We start from the raw sequence: 16389 nt of genomic DNA on the forward strand, positions 1-16389 counted from the left end.
CGCGCTCCGTTCGGGAAGTGAGGGACGGCCGACGATTGTCGCGCGTCGGCGCCCTGCGCGTGACGGATCAGGCGGTCTGAGTTCCGACCTTGAGGTCCTTGAACGGGACGCCCTTGTCGACGGCAGGCTCGCGGGGCAGCCCGAGCACGCGGTCACCGATGATGTTGCGCTGGATCTCGTCGGTGCCGCCGGCGATCGACGACTGGAACGAGTTGAGGACGATCCGCTGGCGCTCGTCGCCGTTGGCGTCGCTCGGATCCCATGCGATCGACGACGGTCCGGCGATCTCGAGCGCCACCTCGCGCATCTTCCACGCGATGTTCGAGCCGAACAACTTGCCGAGCGAACCGCCGGGTCCGGGGGTCTTGCCCGCCTTCTGCTCGGCACGGTTGCGCATCGCGACCATCGCCTTGGTGGTCTCCATCGAGTAGATCCGCATCAGCTGGTCGCGCACGACCGGGTCGTCGATCTTGCCGTTCTCCTCCGCCGCGCTGCGCAGCAGCTTGAAGGTCGGCTGGTTGATCTTGCCGGCGCCGGCCGAACCGATCGCGACACGCTCGTACATCAGCATCGCGGTCGCCAGCTTCCAGCCGGCGTTGTACTCGCCGAGGAGGTGATCCTTCGGAATCCGGACGTCGGTGAAGAACACCTCGTTGAAATGTGAGCCACCGTCGATCTGGTGGATCGGGCGGATCTCGACGCCGGGTGCCTTCATGTCGAGGATGAACATCGAGATGCCGGCGTGCTTGACCTGCTCGGGGTCGGTACGCGCCACGACGATCCCGTAGTCGGAGCGGTGGGCGAGGGTCGTCCACACCTTCTGACCGTTGAGGATCCATTCGTCGCCATCGAGCTCGCACTTCGACTGCAGGCTCGCGACGTCGGAGCCGGCCCCCGGCTCGGAGAACATCTGGCACCACATCGTTCGACCGGCGATGTTGTCGGCGAGGTAGAGGCGCTTCTGCTCCTCGGTTCCGTACTCGTTGAGCATCGGCAGGCACATTCCGTGGCTGATGATGAACTCACCGGCCATCATCCGGTAGTTCCCCTGCACCTCGCGCCAGATCTTGTCGTGGGTGAGGGTCAGGCCACCACCGCCGAACTCGGCCGGGTAGGCGACGCCCGCAAGTCCGACCTCGGCCGCCGCCGCGAGGAATGCCTTCTGCTCGTGGACGTTCGGCATCGCGTTGCCGGTCTGGACCGCGTGGGCCTCCATGAAGTCGACGCACTTCTGTCGGAACTCCGCCGCTTCCTCGTCGGTCACGTTGTCGGTCTGGGTGTCGCTCATCGGGTGTCCTCCGTCATCGGGCTTCATGGTCGTGCTGGATGGTCGTGCTGGATGGTCGTGCTGGATCGCAGTCGATCGTGTTCGACTTGGAACATACTGTATGACGCCATACAATCCGAATCCACCACTCGTATCAACCGGGGTCAGACCCCGTTGATCCACCGGCATCCCGCACGTCATGAGCAGTCTCACCAACAACGAACTGGACGCACCGCCGTGGTTGCGTGTCGAATCGACGCTCATGTCGACCGCGCGACTGGTGCGCGAGGCGTTCGATGCACGGCTCGTTCCCCTCGACCTGAACCTCACGCAGGCGAGCCTGATCGGATACGTCGACGAGTTCGGGGCGACCACGCAGACCCATCTCGCCGATCGCCTCGGAATCGGGCGGGCCTCGATCGGCACCGTGATCGATCGGCTCGAGAAGCGCGAGCTCGTCGAGCGCCATCCCGACCCGGCCGACCGGCGCGTCTGGCGGGTCGACATCACCGATTCCGGCCGAGCGATCGTCGCCGAGATCCGCGACATCGACGAGGTGCTCCGCGCCGAACTCCGTCGCGGCATCGGTCGCGAGGAACGCCAAGCCCTCAGCTGGGTGCTCACCCGCCTTCAGCAGAACCTGCAATCCGCCATCAACCACACCTGACCGACAACTGGTGCCAGGCACCAGTTGTCCGGCCCGAATCCACCAACACAGGAGACACCCAATGACCGAAGCAGTGATCGTCGATGCAGTCCGCACCCCGGGCGGCAAGCGCAACGGCCAGTTCAAGGATCAGCACCCCGTCGACATGGCGGCCCTCGTGCTCAAGGCCCTCGAGGAGCGCAACGGCCTCGACCCCGCGATGGTCGACGACGTCATCATGGGCTGCGTGATGCAAGTCGGCGAGCAGTCGCTCAACATCGGCCGCAACGCCGTGCTCTCGGCCGGTTGGCCCGAAGAGGTCCCCTCGACCACGGTCGACCGCCAGTGCGGATCGAGCCAGCAGTCGATGCACTTCGCGGCGCAGGGTGTCATCGCCGGCGCGTACGACGTCGTCGTCGCCGCGGGTGTCGAGGTGATGACCCGCACCCCGATGGGCGCCTCGATCGTCCAGGGCATGGGCTTCCCGTTCAGCCAGGACCAGCAGGACCGTTACGCCGAGACCGGCCTCCCGCCGCAGGGCATCGGCGCCGACATGATCGCCGACGAGTACGACATCACCCGTGAGGACCTCGACGCCTTCGGTGCACAGAGCCAGCAGCGCGCCGCCGTCGCTCGCGACGAAGGTCGCTTCGAGAACGAGATCGTCCCGGTCGAGATCGACCTCGACGGCGAGAAGGTCGTCGTGACGACCGACGAGGGCATCCGCGATGGATCGACCGCCGAGTCGCTCGCCAAGCTCAAGCCCGCGTTCAAGGAAGACGGCAAGATCACCGCCGGCAACTCCTCGCAGATCTCCGACGGTGCGTCCGCCGTGCTGATCATGAGTGCCGAGAAGGCCGCCGAGCTGGGCATGAAGCCCCGCGCCAAGTTCCACAGCTTCGCCCTCGCCGGCACCGACCCGGTCACGATGCTGAAGGGCCCGATCCCGGCCACGAAGAAGATCCTCGAGAAGACCGGCCTGTCGATCGACGACATCGACCTGTTCGAGGTCAACGAAGCCTTCGCCTCGGTCGTGCTCGCATGGCAGAAGGAGACGGGCGCCGACATGAGCAAGGTCAACGTGAACGGCGGAGCGATCGCTCTCGGTCACCCGCTCGGCGCATCCGGCACCAAGCTGATGGCGACGCTGCTCAACGAGCTCGAGCGCACCGGCGGCAAGTACGGCCTCCAGGTGATGTGCGAAGGCGGCGGCATGGCCAACGCCACCATCATCGAACGCCTCGACTGATCACCCACCCACCCTCGTTCTCGTGAACTCTTCCGGCGCTCCGTGCGCGAAGAGTTCACGAGAACACCGGGGTGATGCGCGTCAGAGGGGCTGGTTGAGCTCGATGAGGTTGCCGGTGGGGTCGCTGAAGAACGCCTGCAGGCAGATGTCGTCGACCCGCTTGGCTTCGCTGACCTCGACCCCGTGCCTCGCGAGGTGGGCCCGCGCGGCTTCGATGTCCCCGATGCGCAGGGCGAAGTGCTGCCCGACGGGCGGGACGAAATCGTCCACCTCGAGCAGATGGATCTGCTGGTCGCCCGCCTGAAGCCACGATCCGTCGAAGGTGAAGTCCGGGCGATCTGGGCGTTCGGTCAGACCCAGCACATCGACGTAGAAGCGGCGCGCTTCGGCAGCGTCGGTGACATTGAGCGACACGTGGTGGACACCGAGATCGAACATGATCTCCACGCTACGCCGCGCCAACTTTCCGGAACGCGCTCGGCCCATCTCGTCTAGCGTCAGGGCATGGCTGGGATCGCTGACGAGAAGTATGTGGCACTGACGACGTACAAGAAGGACGGCACCACCAAGACGCTGCCGGTCTGGATCGCCGACTTCGGTGGTGGTCAGGTCGGTTTCACGACCGCGTCGAGCAGTTTCAAGGTCAAGCGGATCGTGAACGATTCCCGGGTGATCCTCCAGCCGTCCGACATGAAGGGCGTCGTCACGGACGGGTCCGAGCCGGTCACCGGGACAGCCCAGGTCGTGACCGGAGCGGCGTTCGAACCGTACCGAGACGCCGTGAAGAAGAAGTACGGCATCCAGTACGGGGCGATGAACGTTCTGGGCAAGTTCATGAGCCTCATCGGCAAGGGTTCGGGGACCGATGCCGCCGTGGTGATCACGCTCGACTGAGCGGCCGGCCCGGTCGGCGTCGATCAGGCGTCGAGCGACTCCAACACGGCCTTGGCCACGACCGAACTCTGGAGCTCGAGGTCGGTGCACTCGCGCAGCGCGGCGAGCGTCGCCTCGTCGGTGATCGCCTCCGACAGCCGGACCCACGCCTGGGAACCCTGGATCTCGGCCTCCGACTGCAGGTAGAGCTGGTCGCGCGGAGAGTACGGAGCGAATACGTCGTAGTACAGGGCGACGGCGGCGGGGAGTGCAGCGTCGATCTCGGCTTGGGCTTCGGTCGTGACCGGGAACAGCCCGCTCACGATCTCCGCGATGCGATCCTCGGACGCGGCGCAGTCGAGCAGCTGTTCCGCGTGGTCGGGGAACTGCTCGGCCCAGCCGCGGTAGCGCTCGGCGGCGGACCGCTCGAGACCGGCGAGGAATGCCGGTTGCGACTCGGTCGGGACCGACTGGATGTGGTCGCGCAGGAGTGCGCCGAACTGCGGGACCTCGGGAAGGGCGGACATCGCATCAGCATCGCGCGACGTGGATCGGGGAACCCCACCGGGCCCGATCGCAGACGGTTCGCAGACGGCGCGGCGATGACGACGGCACGGTGCCAGGCACCAACGCGCATTCTCGGTGATCTCCGACTGATGGTCGAGCGGGGGATCAGACGGGGTCGGGTCGAGCGCCTGGGTCGGGCGCATCGGTGCGGGTCTTCTTCAACTCGAAGAAGCCGTCGATCTCCATCATGTCCATCAGGGCGTCCCACATCTTGAGGCCGTCCTCGGTCGACGGAATCTTGGAGATGACGGGGCCGAAGTAGCCGACGCGCTCGCCGCGAGCGTTCTCGGTCGCGATGATCGGGGTGCCGACGTCATCGCCGACGAGGGCGAGTCCCTCGTCCATTCCGGTGCGGATCACCGGATCCCACGCTTCGTCATCCGCAGCGTCGGCGTGTGCGGGATCGAGCCCGACGGAGCTCAGTGCCTTGCCGATGTCGAAGTCGACGTCGTGGTCGTGATGGATCCGCGAGCCGAGTTCCCAATAGAGCTTGAACACATCGTGGTTGCCGTGATCCGGGGTGTCCGCTGCGGCACGCACGGCTTCGAGCACCCGCAACATCTTGTGGGTCTTCATCACCGGTGCGAAGTAGTCCGAATCCGTCGGCGGTTCGTTCTTGAACAGCAGGCTGATCGGCTTCCACGTGACCTCGATGTCACGGTGCGGGATGACTTCGTCGACGACCCAACGGGCCGTTGCCCAGCAGAACGGTCAAATCGGGTCGATCCAGAAGTCGATTTTCCGGCGGCGGTCGGTGGAGGTGCTCATGTGAGCCTTTCTGGGGTGGGGGGTTTCGGAGGTTGGGGGGTTTCGTGTGGTCGGGGGCGCGGGATCGGGGGCAGCTTCGGCCTACCCGGCTCGGTGCCGGTTCAGACGCCGCTGGGTCGGGAAACGCCGAGGCCACTCCTGGCGTCGGCACCGAATCGGGCCAGTTCAGCGTCGAGGTCGAGGGCGGCGATGGTCGTCTTCGCAGCGAGGTCCCGATCGTCGATCAGGTCGGCCGGAATCAGCCACACGAGTTCGAGTTCGAGTCCATCGGGGTCGCGCACGTAGAGGCTCTTGGTGGTGCCGTGGTCGCTTGCACCGACCAGCGCCCCGCTCTCGCGCAGCGCGATCGCAAGGTCGGCCAGTTCGCCGAGCGTGTCGACCTCCCAGGCGAGGTGATAGAGGCCCACGGTTCTCGTGCCGGCATCCGATGCCTGCGCCCCGTCGCCGAGTGCGAAGAGTCCCAGATCGTGGTCGTTGTCCGAACCGGGAGCGCGCAGGAACGCACCGCCGCGCATCTCCGAGACGACCTCGAATCCGAGTTGGTCGCGGTAGAAGGCCGTCGAGCGGGCGAGGTCACCGATGTACAGCACAGCGTGGTTGAGGCGGTGGATGGCCATACTCGGTGCAACACCATTGCGCCCACAACATTCCCCACACCGCCGATCTCGTGAACTTGTCCAGCGCTCCGTGCGCGAAGAAATCACGAGATCGCTGGGGCGCGTGGCCGGAGCTGGTCGACGGAGGGGATGGACGGCGGGTGTGCGGGCTCGGGCGGGTCAGGGGGACTCGGTGGCTTGGCGGCGGCGGCGGTGGTCGGCGGTGTGGGTCCGGCTCGCGCATCGCGGGTCGGAACAGAACTTCTTCGACCGGTTGCGTGTCGCGTCGTAGAAGAGGCGCGCGCAATCCATCGCCGCACACGTGCCGAAGCGGATCGTCCCGTTGTCACAGATCTCCTGCGCGAGCGCCATCATCACGTCGGCCATCATCTGGTCGTCGAAGCGCGCAGTCGGCGGGGTCCAGTGGATGTGTGGCCCGAGGCCACCGTGATCGACGATCGACGGAGTGATCGGGAGCTCGGTCAACTCCTCGGTGACGCGGGCGGCCGCCTCGTCGGTGTCGAGCTCGGGAAGGTCAGCGAGGAACGTCGACAGAGCGGTCATGCGTTGCGCGACGCGTTGCATCGACGCTGCCGATGCGTCGGGCGCCCGACTGAACCCCACCTCGGACAGGAAGGGACGCGGATCGAACGACGGATCGTCCGCGAGCTCGTTGTGGAGATCGACCATCGCGTCGACGGTGATCCGATGCTCGGACTCTGTGACCGATGCGACGTACATGTGCTCAACGATAGCGAGAAATGATGTTGTGTAAGTAGTGAATCTCTGTTAGACCCTCACATTCCGTAAGGAGTCAAACTCCAAACAGTCCTGACAACCAGATTCGTGCGAACCAGATTCGTACCACCAGATCCATCGAGGAGGTCGAGAATGACCGCAGCATTGATCACCAGCATGCTCGTCGTCGCCAACGTGATGGGTGCCGGCATGGCGTATCCGCAGGCGAGTCGTCTCGTCCGCCATCGCAGCACCGCAGGCGTGTCGGGCGTGTGGGCCGGCGTCAGTCTCTCGATGAATCTCTGGTGGGCGTTCTACGGGGTGTCCGAGCGGCTGTGGGGTCTCGTCCCCGTCTCGCTGGTCGCCTCGGTCCTGTACGCCGTGATCATCGTCGCCTACGTGCGCGCGGTCGGACCGTCCGCCCTGCGCAGCGTCGCCATCGGGCTCTTCGCCCTCGGGATGGTCCCGCTGCCGTTCTTGTTGCTCGGTGGCTGGCAGCTCGCCGGACTGGCCATCGGCCTCTGCTACGGAATGCAGCTCGTTCCGGCCGTGGTCGCAGTGTGTCGGAGTCGGGAGCTGAGTGGACTCGCCCCGAGCACCTGGATCATGGCGTGGATCGAGGCCGTCATCTGGCTGGTCTACGGCTGGAGCGTCGCGGATCCGGCGCTGCTCGCCGGCGGTGCATCCGGCGTCTTCATGTCGGCGATCATCCTCGCCCGACTCGCGATCACCGGCCATCAGCCGTTCCGCATCCCCCGGCGGACGTTGGCTCCTGCCTGATCACCGACCGTCGGTTCGGCATCGGTCCGAACCCGTCGCGACCCCGCGATCGCGGGACAAAATCGTCCCGCGAGCCAAATCGGCTCGACCGCCACTACAGTGACACCGCACACGTGAGTCAATTTCAAGGCTCTCTGAACACAAGGAGCCGAAATGGCTACAGGCATCGTGAAGTTCTTCAATGACGAGAAGGGCTTCGGATTCATCACTCCAGACGAAGGCGGCAATGACGTCTTCGTTCACTACTCCAACATCGTTGGCTCGGGGCGTCGTTCGCTCAGCAATGACGCCAAGGTCGAGTTCGAGGTCGCCCCAGGGCGCAAGGGACCGGAAGCAGTCGACGTCAAAGAGATCTGATTCAGCAATCTGAGAAGGAGGCGGTTCTGCATGGCATCAAGCCCGCAGAGTTACCAGAAGCGGCAGCGTGAACTTCGCAAGAAGGAACGTAAGGCCGAGAAGCAGGCAATTCGACACGGTCGCAGTGCGGCCAAGGCCGAAGAGACTGACGACGGTCCTGACGAGGACGCGCTGCTCGAGGAATTCCGCATCCTCAACGAGAAGTTCGCAGCGGGCGAAGTCGGAGAAGATGACTTCGAGTACCGCAAGGCGGAGATCTTCCACAAGATGGGATTGGGTGAAGCACCCGAACCACGCGAGGAAGAGCCGGCGCAAGCCGACGCCTGAGCGAGTCGAAAATCGGACGAAGGCCCCCGGAGTGATCCGGGGGCCTTCGTGGTTTTCGGGCCGGAGGCGGTGGGGTCATCGGGCCGCCGCGGTTGGGTGCCGTGGGCGGTGAGCAGACTGGCTACCTTGCCCTCATGACCCGATCGATGACGCTCACTCGCGCGCTCCGGAACGGAACGGTCGCCGCTGTCGTGGCGCTGACGACCGTGGCGTGCACCGGTTCGGACGATGCCGATGACGCGGCCGCTGCCACCGAGCCGGAATCGACCGGTGATGCTGTGGTCTCCACCGACGAAGCGACCGACTCGACCGAAGCAACCGAGCCCACCCCGGTCGGCAGCGATGTGGATGGCGAAGCGTCCGCAGCCGATGCGCCCGTCGCTCAGGGACCACCCGGCGACCCCGCTCAGACCGTCACCAGCGATGACGTCGATCGTGCGCTGGAGCAGATCCCCGGCGAGGTCGAGGCAATCCTCGAGGCCAGCGGCGTGCCCGGATTGGCCGTCAGCGTCGTGTTCGAGGACGACGTCGTCTTCGCCGACGGATTCGGTGTTCGCGAGGTGGGCGGCGACGAACCGGTCGGCCCCGACACGGTCTTCCAGATCGCCTCGTTGTCGAAGTCCCTGAGTGCGACGGCGGTGGCGGGCCTCGTGGGGGAGGGCGACGTCGACTGGGACGAACCGGTCGTCGACCATCTCCCCGACTTCGAGCTGTCGGATCCGTACGTCACCGAGAACGTGACGATCGCCGACATGTTCACCCACCGCAGTGGGCTCCCGCCGCATGCGGGTGACCTGCTCGAGGACCTCGGTTTCGATCGCGACGAGATCTTCGATCGCCTCGCCCAGGAGCCGCTGGATCCATTCCGGGCGCAGCATCAGTACACGAACTTCGGTCTGACCGCCGGCGCCGAATCGGCGGCGGCTGCCGCGGGTGAACCGTGGGACGTCGTCATCGACGAGCAGCTCTTCGAACCAGCGGGGATGACCAACTCCTCCGCGCTTTTCGACGACTACATCACAGCGACCGATCGAGCGGTCCCGCACGGGCTCGATGCCGAAGGGAACTTCGTCGTCGGTGAACAACGCAACCCCGACCCGCAGACGCCGGCGGGTGGGGTGTCCTCGACGGCCACCGACCTCGCGAACTGGATGCGGCTCCAACTGGCCGAGGGTGACTTCAACGGTCAACCGGTGATCGACGCCGACGCGCTGCTCGCGATGCAGACCCCGCACAGCCTCTCGAACCCGCCCGGGTCTCCGAGCTCGCATTCGGGCCTCTACGGCTTGGGCATGGGGGTCGGCGTCGGTGACGACGGATTCGTGCGGTGGTCGCACTCGGGAGCGTTCCTGCTCGGTACGGGAACCAACTACGTGATGGTGCCGGGACAGCAGCTCGGTCTCTCGGTGATCACCAACGGCGCGCCGGTCGGCGCGGCCGAAGCCGTGTCCCAATCGATCGTCGATCTGATCGTCGACGGCGAGGTTTCGCGGGACTGGTTCGCGGGCTACTCGGCGCTCTTCGCCGGCCTGTTCGATCCCGATCTGCCGACCGACTGGAGCGAGGTGCCGTCGGACCCGTCCCCTGCTGGTCCTGCCGATCTCTACGTCGGCATCTACGACAACGACTACTACGGGCCGATGGAGGTCACGCAGGACGCCGACGCGCTCGTGATGACGCTCGGACCGGACGCGATGACGTTCGAACTCGAGCCGTACGACGGCGACACGTTCCTGTTCAGTCCTCCCGGCGAGAACGGCACGGGTCCGACCGGCATCACCTTCGAGGTCGATGGCGAGCAGGCCGTGTCGGTCACGTCGGAGTTCTACGATCAGTCCGGTCTGGGTACCTGGGAGAGCCGCTGATGAAGAACGTCCGACGACGGATCGGAACCGCATCGCTCGTCGCTGCGCTGTTCGCAGCGACTGCGTGTGGCGGCAGCGATGACGCGACATCCACGACGTCCGCCACCGACGATCTCGCGAGAACGTCGGGCACGTCCCCGTCGTCGGAGCCGGATGAGTCGGACGAGTCGGATGAGTCGGATGGGTCGGATGAGTCGGATGGGTCGGATGAGTCGGATGGGTCGGATGAGTCGACCTGCCTGACCGACGAGGTCGCGAACGCGGACGAGGCGGCACAGCTCGATGCGACGGTTGCCGCGTTGTACGACGAGCTCGACCTCGGGTCGGTCGTGTATCGGATCACCCGCAGCGACGAGCTCGTCGCCACCGGCGCGATCGGTGACTCGATGGTCGGATCACCGGCGGACGCCACGATGCACTTCCGGACCGGCAACGTCGCGTTCGGCTACATGGGGACACTGCTCCTGCTGTTGGTGGAGGACGGGCTCGCCGAACTCGACGATCCGATCAGTACGTGGCTTCCCGAGCTCGATGTTCCGAACGCCGACGAGGTGACCCTCGAGATGCTCGTCCGCAGCACGTCGGGATACCCCGACTATGTCCCCACCACGGAGTTCGGCGATCGGTTCGACGCCGACCCGTTCCGCGATTTTCCGCCCGAGGAACTGCTGACCCTCGCGTTCGAGTCGGACCCGTACTACGAGCCCGGAACGGCCTGGAACTACTCGCACACCAACTACGTCATCCTCGGCGAGGCGCTCGAGAGCATCGGCGGTGACGAACTCGGGAACCTGCTCCAGGAACGGATCATCGATCCGATCGGACTGCCCGCCACCGCAACCGCATCGACACCGGCACTGCCGCAGCCCGTGTTCCACACCTACTCGTCCGAACGTGAAGTGTTCGAGGAGACGACGTTCTGGAATCCGTCGTGGCAGACCGCTCCCGGTGGAATCGTCACGAGCAACGTGTGTGACCTCGTGGTCTCCGCGGCGGCGATCGGTACGGGAGCGTTGCTGAGCGGAGAGTCCTACGAGCTGTTCGTCGGCGACGACGTGGTGCATCTCGACCCGCCGCCCGACACCTGTCCGGAGGGGGCGTGTCGCGAGCTGACCGCCGACACCTTCTACGGCCTCGGCGTGCTGATGTTCAGCGACTGGGTGGCGCAGGCGCCACTCTTCGGCGGAGCGGGCGGTGTGAACGCCTCGTTCCCCGACGACGATCTCGCCGTGGCGATTCAGACGGTTGCCGGACCCGACACCGACAGCGACGTGAACCACGCGATGGCGATCTGGGCCGCGATCGCCGAGCAGCTCACGCCCGACAACGTCCCCGGCCGCTGACCCGTCGCGTACATGCACGTTGGTGCCTGGCACCGATGTGCATCAGTCGGTGGGGACTCGCCAGCGGTCGAGTTCGCCGGCGTCGCGGCCGTCATGTACGAGACCGGCGTCGATGTAGCCGTCGATCATCCGATGGTGCATCCGCATCCGGGTCTCCTGGTACAGCCCGAAGCTGACGCCCTTCTTCCCCTTCGACTTCAGGCCGGCCTGGACGCGCGGCAGGTTCGCCATGTCCTGTTCGAACACGTCGGCCAACGCACCCATCTCGTCGGCCTCGTGCCAGCTCTGTTCGAGCGAGAGCACCTGCTGCGGAGCGGCGTCGGGAACCTCACCCGAGTCGGGATTCGGCGCCAACCGGATGACATCCATGAAGCAGGTGTCGGGCGTTGAGCCGGGACGCCAGCGGTAGACGAGCGACTGGCCGACGCCGGCCCACGGGGCGAACGACGGGAACAGGTGGTACAGCACGGCGTCGAGCAACTCGGAGTCGGCACGATCGCTCAGGTCGGCTGCGTAGCGCGCCTGCATCGCCTGGCGGAACATCCCCGCGACGATGGCGCGCGGGTTCGCGTCGTCGGGCACGTCGATCTTCATTCCCTCGGGCAGCTTGCCCTTCGGCGAGTTGGCGGCAAATGCCATGTACGCGTCGACGACCTGCTGCGGGGTCATCTCCGCGAGGTGCGGGCTCTGGGCGCCGAAGCCGTTGATGAACCGGGTGACGTTCGGGGAGTCGGGCCAGATCGAGTACTCGCTGTTCTCGTCGGCCGTGAACTCGAGGATCTGCGGGTGCGTCGCGATGACGTGGTAGCCCTCGGCGAACGCCTCCATGCACACCTTCCAGTTCGCCGGGACCTCCTTGGTCGCCCAGAACGCGCGATGCCGATCGGCCATCGCGAAGTCGCGATCGAAGTGCTCGATCAGCTTGTCGGCGTAGGTCTCGAAGGTCTGGGGGTCCTCCGCCATGTTGACGAACACGAACCCCTGCCACGTCGCGACGGCCGCCTCCGGCAGACACGAATCGGGTTGGTCCCAGACCTGAGGGAAGTCCCACTCGGCGGGAAGTTCGACGAGATTGCCGTCGAGATCCCAGCGCCAACCGTGGAACGGGCACCGGAACGACGCGACGCGACCCCCGTCCGTGCGCAGCTTCGTTCCGCGGTGCAGGCACGAGTTGTGCAGCGCCTTGATCGACCCGTCCTTGGTGCGGGTCACGATCAGCGACTGGTCGCCCACGTCGTACACGACATGGTCGCCGGGGTTCTGCAGATCGACCTCCATGCACGCCATCTGCCACGTGTTGGTCCAGAGGTACTCGTTCTCGAGTTCGGCAAAAGCCGGGTCGATGTATCTCAAACGTGGGATGTCGACTGCGCCCTGGGGAGCCGAACTGTGGTCGAGCAGCGACTCGGGGACGGTTCGGCTGTCGGCGGCGAGGAAGTCCTGGACCGACGGGCCGCTGCTCCGCGCCTCGCCGATCGAGACCGGGGTGACACGTTCGTTCTCGGTTGCGGTCATGGCAGCAGTCTCGCGGTCACCTGTCGGCTGCGTAGAGCCGAAGCGGAGGCGTCGCCTACCGTGCCGTCATGGTCAACCCGTCAGTCGCGTTCGATGCCACCTCGACCACCGACGAGGTCCTCGCCGGGATCGACCTGTCCGGGCGCATCGCCGCAGTGACCGGTGGGTCGGGCGGGCTTGGCCTCGAGACCGCTCGCGCGCTCGCATCAAAGGGCGCACACGTCATCCTCGCGGCGCGCGACGCCGACAAGCTCGCGGCGGCCGTCGAGACGATCCGGGCGGATCAGCCCGAGGCATCGCTGGCGACCATCGTTCTCGACCTCGCCGATGTCGCGAGCTGTCGCCGAGCCGCGCTCGAGGTGCTCACCTCGGTCGACCGACTCGATCTGCTGATCAACAATGCGGGCGTGATGTGCACTCCGTTCGGGCACACGAGCGACGGCTTCGAGACCCAGATCGGGACGAACCATCTCGGCCACATGGCATGGACGGTTCCTCTCATGGACCTGCTCACCCGCGACGGCGGCGGCCGGATCGTCAACCTCTCCTCGGCCGGACATCGCTTCGGCGACGTCGATCTCGACGATCTCGCCTTCGAGCATCGCGCCTACGACCCGTGGCTCGGATACGGCGCGTCGAAGACCGCCAACGTCCTGTTCACGGTCGAACTGGAGCGGCGCCTCGGGCCGCTCGGCGTGCACAGCCTGGCCGTCCACCCCGGCGGTATCCACACCGACCTCGGACGGCACATGACCCCCGAACTCGTCGCCGAGATCCAGAACCGGATCGTGCAGAGCAATCCCGGAGGCTTCGAGTGGAAGTCGATTCCGCAGGGCGCCGCGACGACGGTCTGGGCGGCGACGACCCCCGACTTCGCCGATCGTGGAGGCGTCTACTGCGAGAACTGTCACGAAGCGACCGTCGTCGCGCCGGGTCGTGCGGAGAACGACGGGGTCCTCGCGAACGCCGTCGACCCCGAACGTGCCGCCGACCTCTGGGTTCGTTCGATGGAACTCCTCGCGACCGTCTGATCGGCGGAACGACCGATGGCACTGCGCTGGCCCGACGACGCTCACGACACGATCGAAGCGGTGGACCGCGACGAGTTGCGCTCCTGGTTCGAGGAGAACCACGAGTCGGCCGACGGTGTGTGGATCCACTACTGGAAGGTCGGATCGGGTCGCCCGTCGGTGAGCTGGAGCGAGGCGGTCGACGTGCTCCTGTGCTTCGGATGGATCGACACGAAGGTCCAGTCCGTCGACGACCGGTCCCACGTCCAGTACGTCACCCACCGGAAGGCGGGGAGCATGTGGTCGCGAGTGAACAAGGCGAAGATCGTCGATCTCGAGGCGCAGGGACTGATGACGGACGCCGGGAGAGCAGTGGTCGAACGGGCACGTGCTGACGGCTCCTGGGATCTCCTCACCGCGGCGGAGGAAGGCATCGTTCCCGATGACCTGTCGGCAGCGTTCGCGAACGCCACGGCCGCCCGCGTGTTCTTCGAGGGATTGACGGCCGCGCAACGCAAGTCCGTGCTGACCAAGATCTACTTGACGAAGCGGCCCGAGACCCGCGCGAAGTGGATCGCGATCTCGGTCGAGCGACTCGCGGCGGGTGTCAAGCCCCCGTACTGATCGGGACGGCACGGATCGGGCCGATGGGTCGTCAGAACGCGCGACGTGCGGTCAACCAGAAGCCGGTCCCCGCGGCGGCGGTCATTCCGGTCCACACCCCGGGCAGTGCATCGATCACGTCGCTCGGCGGCAGATGGATCGGGGTTTGATCGCCAAGGGTGTTGACCCAGACCACGGCGCCCTCGGACCGGAGCACTCGATCGACCTCGGCCGGGAAGAGCAGCATGTTGACCAGCAGGACCACGTCGAACGATCGATCGCTGAACGGGAGCGTCGAAGCGTCGGCCCGAACGCGCGGGGCGAGGTCGGGGGCGTGGCGCAGCATCTCGGCGGAGAGATCGCAACAGACGAGCGAGCCGACCGACGGCGCCACGATGCGCGCGCCGGCACCGGTCCCGGACCCGACCTCGAGCCAGTCGGCGTCGACCGGCACGCCACCTCGATCGAGTGCATCGGCGATCGGTGCGTTCTTCGTCGGATCGACGTGATCTGCGCTCCACGTCGGAGCGAGTCCGTCGAAGATCTTCTGTACGCGCGCAGCATCCTCGTCGGTCCACGGACCTCCGAACGCAGTGGCGCGGGTGAGACGGCGCATGGGGTGATCCGGTCCGGCGAACGGTTCGGGCTCGGTGGCACCGGGATGATCGGCGAGTTCGACCAGATGAACGTCCACGCCCTGCATTCAACCGTGCGGTCGAGACCCGCGCGCACGACTCGATCAGGACCGCGTCGATCAGGCCCGCGGTGATCAGGACGGGGTCGTCGGCGCTGGGGCAACGGTCGTCGTGGTCGTGGTGGTGGTCGTCGTCGTCGTGGTGATGTCGAAGCGCTGGACGAAGAGGATCGTGACGGTCGCGTCGTCGGGCAGCAGGCTCTCGATGTCGGCGACGAGATCGGTCGCGTCGGGTCGCACCTCGCCCGCGACCTGGACGGCCGCTTCGAGATTCTCGTAGTCGACGGTCAACACGGTCACCGCGTTGTCATCGGCCCAGCCGTTGGTGATCTCGACGATCTGCTCGGTCAGGAGATCGTCGGGCGACGGTACGTTCGGGGCGCTCACGTTCTGACGTTCGACCCAGGTCAACTGCACCTCGAGCGTCTCGTCGAGGGTTTCGTCGAGGCGGGCCGTGAGGTCGGCGAGAGGTGGCGTGTCGCCGACCCCGCTCGCGTCGACGCGGACCACCCCATCTCCGATCACCAGCGCATCCACCCGCCGGATCCCCTCGAACTCGCCTTCCTGCAGCCACTCGTCGACGATCTGCTCGACATCGTTGTTGAGCCGTTCGGCGTCGCTCAGGATGGTCGTCGTGGGAGCGATGGTCGTGGTCGTCTCGAAACGGGTCAGCCGCTCCCATTCGAGCGACACGATCCGGTCGGTTCCGAAGCGCGCCTGCATGACCTCGGTCAGCGGGTCGTCATCGGGAGGTGGTTCGAAACTGCGGACCCGCACCTGGATGCGTCGGTCGTTGAAGTCGATCGTCGGCGGGTCGGTCGGTTCAATCGGGCCCAGCCACTCGTCGACGATCTCGGCCGCGCGGAGCTTGCGAGCGGTTGCCTCGGCCGCCGATCGCGACGCCTGGATGAGCGGGATCGCGATCGCCACGACGATGATCGCGACGGCGGCACCGACGGCGGTGGTCCTCCGGTACGTGGTCGCCAGCCGCCGGGGTGGGACGAAGCCGGTGGCGACGAACACGATCGATGCGACGAGGACGATTGCCGCGAGGTTGGTCACGTACAGCAGGAGTGCACCCCGGGCGAGGGTGAAGCGGCCGGCTTCGATCGTGATCCCCACGACGGCCAGCGGGGGCACGAGGGCGACGGCGACCGCCACGCCCGGCAGCGACGACGAGACGTCCTTGCG

The 16389-nt window shown here is 66.3% G+C and carries 18 protein-coding genes and 1 pseudogene; 10 read left to right on the forward strand and 9 right to left on the reverse strand.

The window, feature by feature from the left end; translation table 11 throughout:
- Positions 1–67: 67 nt before the first annotated feature.
- The gene (locus WBV89_RS04640) at positions 68–1288 is read right to left on the reverse strand and encodes an acyl-CoA dehydrogenase family protein (RefSeq protein ID WP_423980168.1); all 1221 of its coding nucleotides are present in this window, start codon (positions 1286–1288) and stop codon (positions 68–70) included.
- Positions 1289–1466: 178 nt separating this feature from the next.
- Between WBV89_RS04640 and WBV89_RS04645 the strand changes: the two genes are divergently transcribed.
- Positions 1467–1934: a MarR family winged helix-turn-helix transcriptional regulator gene (locus WBV89_RS04645; RefSeq protein WP_423980169.1), complete on the forward strand. Its 468-nt coding sequence runs from the start codon at positions 1467–1469 to the stop codon at positions 1932–1934.
- A 61-nt stretch (positions 1935–1995) separates the two neighbouring features.
- A complete protein-coding gene (locus WBV89_RS04650) occupies positions 1996–3162 on the forward strand; it encodes a thiolase family protein (protein ID WP_423980170.1) in 1167 nt (388 codons plus the stop codon).
- 81 nt (positions 3163–3243) lie between these two features.
- On the opposite strand, the gene WBV89_RS04655 is transcribed toward WBV89_RS04650, so the two are convergent.
- The gene (locus tag WBV89_RS04655) at positions 3244–3600 is read right to left on the reverse strand and encodes a VOC family protein (RefSeq protein WP_423980171.1); all 357 of its coding nucleotides are present in this window, start codon (positions 3598–3600) and stop codon (positions 3244–3246) included.
- A 66-nt stretch (positions 3601–3666) separates the two neighbouring features.
- Here WBV89_RS04655 and WBV89_RS04660 point away from each other — a divergent pair, with 66 nt between their 5' ends.
- Positions 3667–4056 carry a PPOX class F420-dependent oxidoreductase gene (locus WBV89_RS04660; RefSeq protein ID WP_423980172.1) on the forward strand — a complete coding sequence of 130 codons (390 nt, stop codon included), beginning with the start codon at positions 3667–3669 and terminating at the stop codon, positions 4054–4056.
- 23 nt (positions 4057–4079) lie between these two features.
- Here the strand turns inward: WBV89_RS04660 and WBV89_RS04665 are convergent, their stop codons facing one another.
- The 4 genes and pseudogenes from WBV89_RS04665 to WBV89_RS04680 form a co-directional block, all read right to left on the reverse strand.
- A complete protein-coding gene (locus WBV89_RS04665; RefSeq protein ID WP_423980173.1) occupies positions 4080–4562 on the reverse strand; it encodes a hypothetical protein in 483 nt (160 codons plus the stop codon).
- A 145-nt stretch (positions 4563–4707) separates the two neighbouring features.
- Positions 4708–5301, reverse strand: a pseudogene (locus tag WBV89_RS04670) (disulfide bond formation protein DsbA); the annotation flags it as partial.
- A 170-nt stretch (positions 5302–5471) separates the two neighbouring features.
- Entirely contained in the window at positions 5472–5987 is a 516-nt protein-coding gene (locus WBV89_RS04675) for a VOC family protein (RefSeq protein ID WP_423980174.1), read from the reverse strand.
- Positions 5988–6146: 159 nt separating this feature from the next.
- Entirely contained in the window at positions 6147–6707 is a 561-nt protein-coding gene (locus tag WBV89_RS04680) for a CGNR zinc finger domain-containing protein (RefSeq protein WP_423980175.1), read from the reverse strand.
- Between the two features lie 150 nt (positions 6708–6857).
- Between WBV89_RS04680 and WBV89_RS04685 the strand changes: the two genes are divergently transcribed.
- The 5 genes from WBV89_RS04685 (at position 6858) to WBV89_RS04705 (ending at position 11376) form a co-directional block, all read left to right on the forward strand.
- The gene (locus WBV89_RS04685) at positions 6858–7484 is read left to right on the forward strand and encodes a hypothetical protein (protein ID WP_423980176.1); all 627 of its coding nucleotides are present in this window, start codon (positions 6858–6860) and stop codon (positions 7482–7484) included.
- A gap of 153 nt (positions 7485–7637) precedes the next feature.
- On the forward strand, positions 7638–7841 hold the full coding sequence (locus WBV89_RS04690) for a cold-shock protein (RefSeq protein WP_423980177.1): 204 nt from the start codon (positions 7638–7640) through the stop codon (positions 7839–7841).
- 30 nt (positions 7842–7871) lie between these two features.
- Positions 7872–8168, forward strand: a complete 297-nt coding sequence (locus WBV89_RS04695) for a hypothetical protein (RefSeq protein ID WP_423980178.1) — start codon at positions 7872–7874, stop codon at positions 8166–8168.
- 134 nt (positions 8169–8302) lie between these two features.
- The gene (locus WBV89_RS04700) at positions 8303–10033 is read left to right on the forward strand and encodes a serine hydrolase (protein WP_423980179.1); all 1731 of its coding nucleotides are present in this window, start codon (positions 8303–8305) and stop codon (positions 10031–10033) included.
- On the forward strand, positions 10033–11376 hold the full coding sequence (locus WBV89_RS04705) for a serine hydrolase domain-containing protein (protein WP_423980180.1): 1344 nt from the start codon (positions 10033–10035) through the stop codon (positions 11374–11376). Before WBV89_RS04700 ends, WBV89_RS04705 begins: the two co-directional genes overlap by 1 nt.
- Before the next feature lie 42 nt (positions 11377–11418).
- Here WBV89_RS04705 and WBV89_RS04710 read toward each other — a convergent pair whose 3' ends face one another.
- A complete protein-coding gene (locus WBV89_RS04710) occupies positions 11419–12891 on the reverse strand; it encodes an aromatic ring-hydroxylating oxygenase subunit alpha (RefSeq protein WP_423980181.1) in 1473 nt (490 codons plus the stop codon).
- Positions 12892–12959: 68 nt separating this feature from the next.
- On the opposite strand from WBV89_RS04710, the gene WBV89_RS04715 reads away from it, so the two are divergent.
- Together WBV89_RS04715 and WBV89_RS04720 are read left to right on the forward strand one after the other, a co-directional pair.
- Entirely contained in the window at positions 12960–13922 is a 963-nt protein-coding gene (locus WBV89_RS04715; RefSeq protein ID WP_423980182.1) for an SDR family NAD(P)-dependent oxidoreductase, read from the forward strand.
- Between the two features lie 15 nt (positions 13923–13937).
- A complete protein-coding gene (locus tag WBV89_RS04720; protein WP_423980183.1) occupies positions 13938–14525 on the forward strand; it encodes a YdeI/OmpD-associated family protein in 588 nt (195 codons plus the stop codon).
- A gap of 31 nt (positions 14526–14556) precedes the next feature.
- Here WBV89_RS04720 and WBV89_RS04725 read toward each other — a convergent pair whose 3' ends face one another.
- Both WBV89_RS04725 and WBV89_RS04730 read right to left on the reverse strand, forming a co-directional pair.
- Positions 14557–15198 carry a class I SAM-dependent methyltransferase gene (locus WBV89_RS04725; protein WP_423980184.1) on the reverse strand — a complete coding sequence of 214 codons (642 nt, stop codon included), beginning with the start codon at positions 15196–15198 and terminating at the stop codon, positions 14557–14559.
- A gap of 75 nt (positions 15199–15273) precedes the next feature.
- A partial coding sequence (locus WBV89_RS04730) for a DUF389 domain-containing protein (RefSeq protein ID WP_423980185.1) occupies positions 15274–16389 on the reverse strand: 1116 nt, incomplete at its 5' end.

Source organism: Ilumatobacter sp. (genome assembly GCF_049588435.1).
In the GTDB taxonomy this organism is placed as follows: domain Bacteria; phylum Actinomycetota; class Acidimicrobiia; order Acidimicrobiales; family Ilumatobacteraceae; genus Ilumatobacter_A.

What these genes read in the sequence shown, in the direction of transcription:
- WBV89_RS04640 (WP_423980168.1), bottom strand. Translation starts at nt 1,288, where the DNA reads ATGAGCGACACCCAGACCGACAACGTGACCGACGAGGAAGCGGCGGAG.
- WBV89_RS04645 (WP_423980169.1), top strand. Translation starts at nt 1,467, where the DNA reads ATGAGCAGTCTCACCAACAACGAACTGGACGCACCGCCGTGGTTGCGT.
- WBV89_RS04650 (WP_423980170.1), top strand. Translation starts at nt 1,996, where the DNA reads ATGACCGAAGCAGTGATCGTCGATGCAGTCCGCACCCCGGGCGGCAAG.
- WBV89_RS04655 (WP_423980171.1), bottom strand. Translation starts at nt 3,600, where the DNA reads ATGTTCGATCTCGGTGTCCACCACGTGTCGCTCAATGTCACCGACGCT.
- WBV89_RS04660 (WP_423980172.1), top strand. Translation starts at nt 3,667, where the DNA reads ATGGCTGGGATCGCTGACGAGAAGTATGTGGCACTGACGACGTACAAG.
- WBV89_RS04665 (WP_423980173.1), bottom strand. Translation starts at nt 4,562, where the DNA reads ATGTCCGCCCTTCCCGAGGTCCCGCAGTTCGGCGCACTCCTGCGCGAC.
- WBV89_RS04675 (WP_423980174.1), bottom strand. Translation starts at nt 5,987, where the DNA reads ATGGCCATCCACCGCCTCAACCACGCTGTGCTGTACATCGGTGACCTC.
- WBV89_RS04680 (WP_423980175.1), bottom strand. Translation starts at nt 6,707, where the DNA reads ATGTACGTCGCATCGGTCACAGAGTCCGAGCATCGGATCACCGTCGAC.
- WBV89_RS04685 (WP_423980176.1), top strand. Translation starts at nt 6,858, where the DNA reads ATGACCGCAGCATTGATCACCAGCATGCTCGTCGTCGCCAACGTGATG.
- WBV89_RS04690 (WP_423980177.1), top strand. Translation starts at nt 7,638, where the DNA reads ATGGCTACAGGCATCGTGAAGTTCTTCAATGACGAGAAGGGCTTCGGA.
- WBV89_RS04695 (WP_423980178.1), top strand. Translation starts at nt 7,872, where the DNA reads ATGGCATCAAGCCCGCAGAGTTACCAGAAGCGGCAGCGTGAACTTCGC.
- WBV89_RS04700 (WP_423980179.1), top strand. Translation starts at nt 8,303, where the DNA reads ATGACCCGATCGATGACGCTCACTCGCGCGCTCCGGAACGGAACGGTC.
- WBV89_RS04705 (WP_423980180.1), top strand. Translation starts at nt 10,033, where the DNA reads ATGAAGAACGTCCGACGACGGATCGGAACCGCATCGCTCGTCGCTGCG.
- WBV89_RS04710 (WP_423980181.1), bottom strand. Translation starts at nt 12,891, where the DNA reads ATGACCGCAACCGAGAACGAACGTGTCACCCCGGTCTCGATCGGCGAG.
- WBV89_RS04715 (WP_423980182.1), top strand. Translation starts at nt 12,960, where the DNA reads ATGGTCAACCCGTCAGTCGCGTTCGATGCCACCTCGACCACCGACGAG.
- WBV89_RS04720 (WP_423980183.1), top strand. Translation starts at nt 13,938, where the DNA reads ATGGCACTGCGCTGGCCCGACGACGCTCACGACACGATCGAAGCGGTG.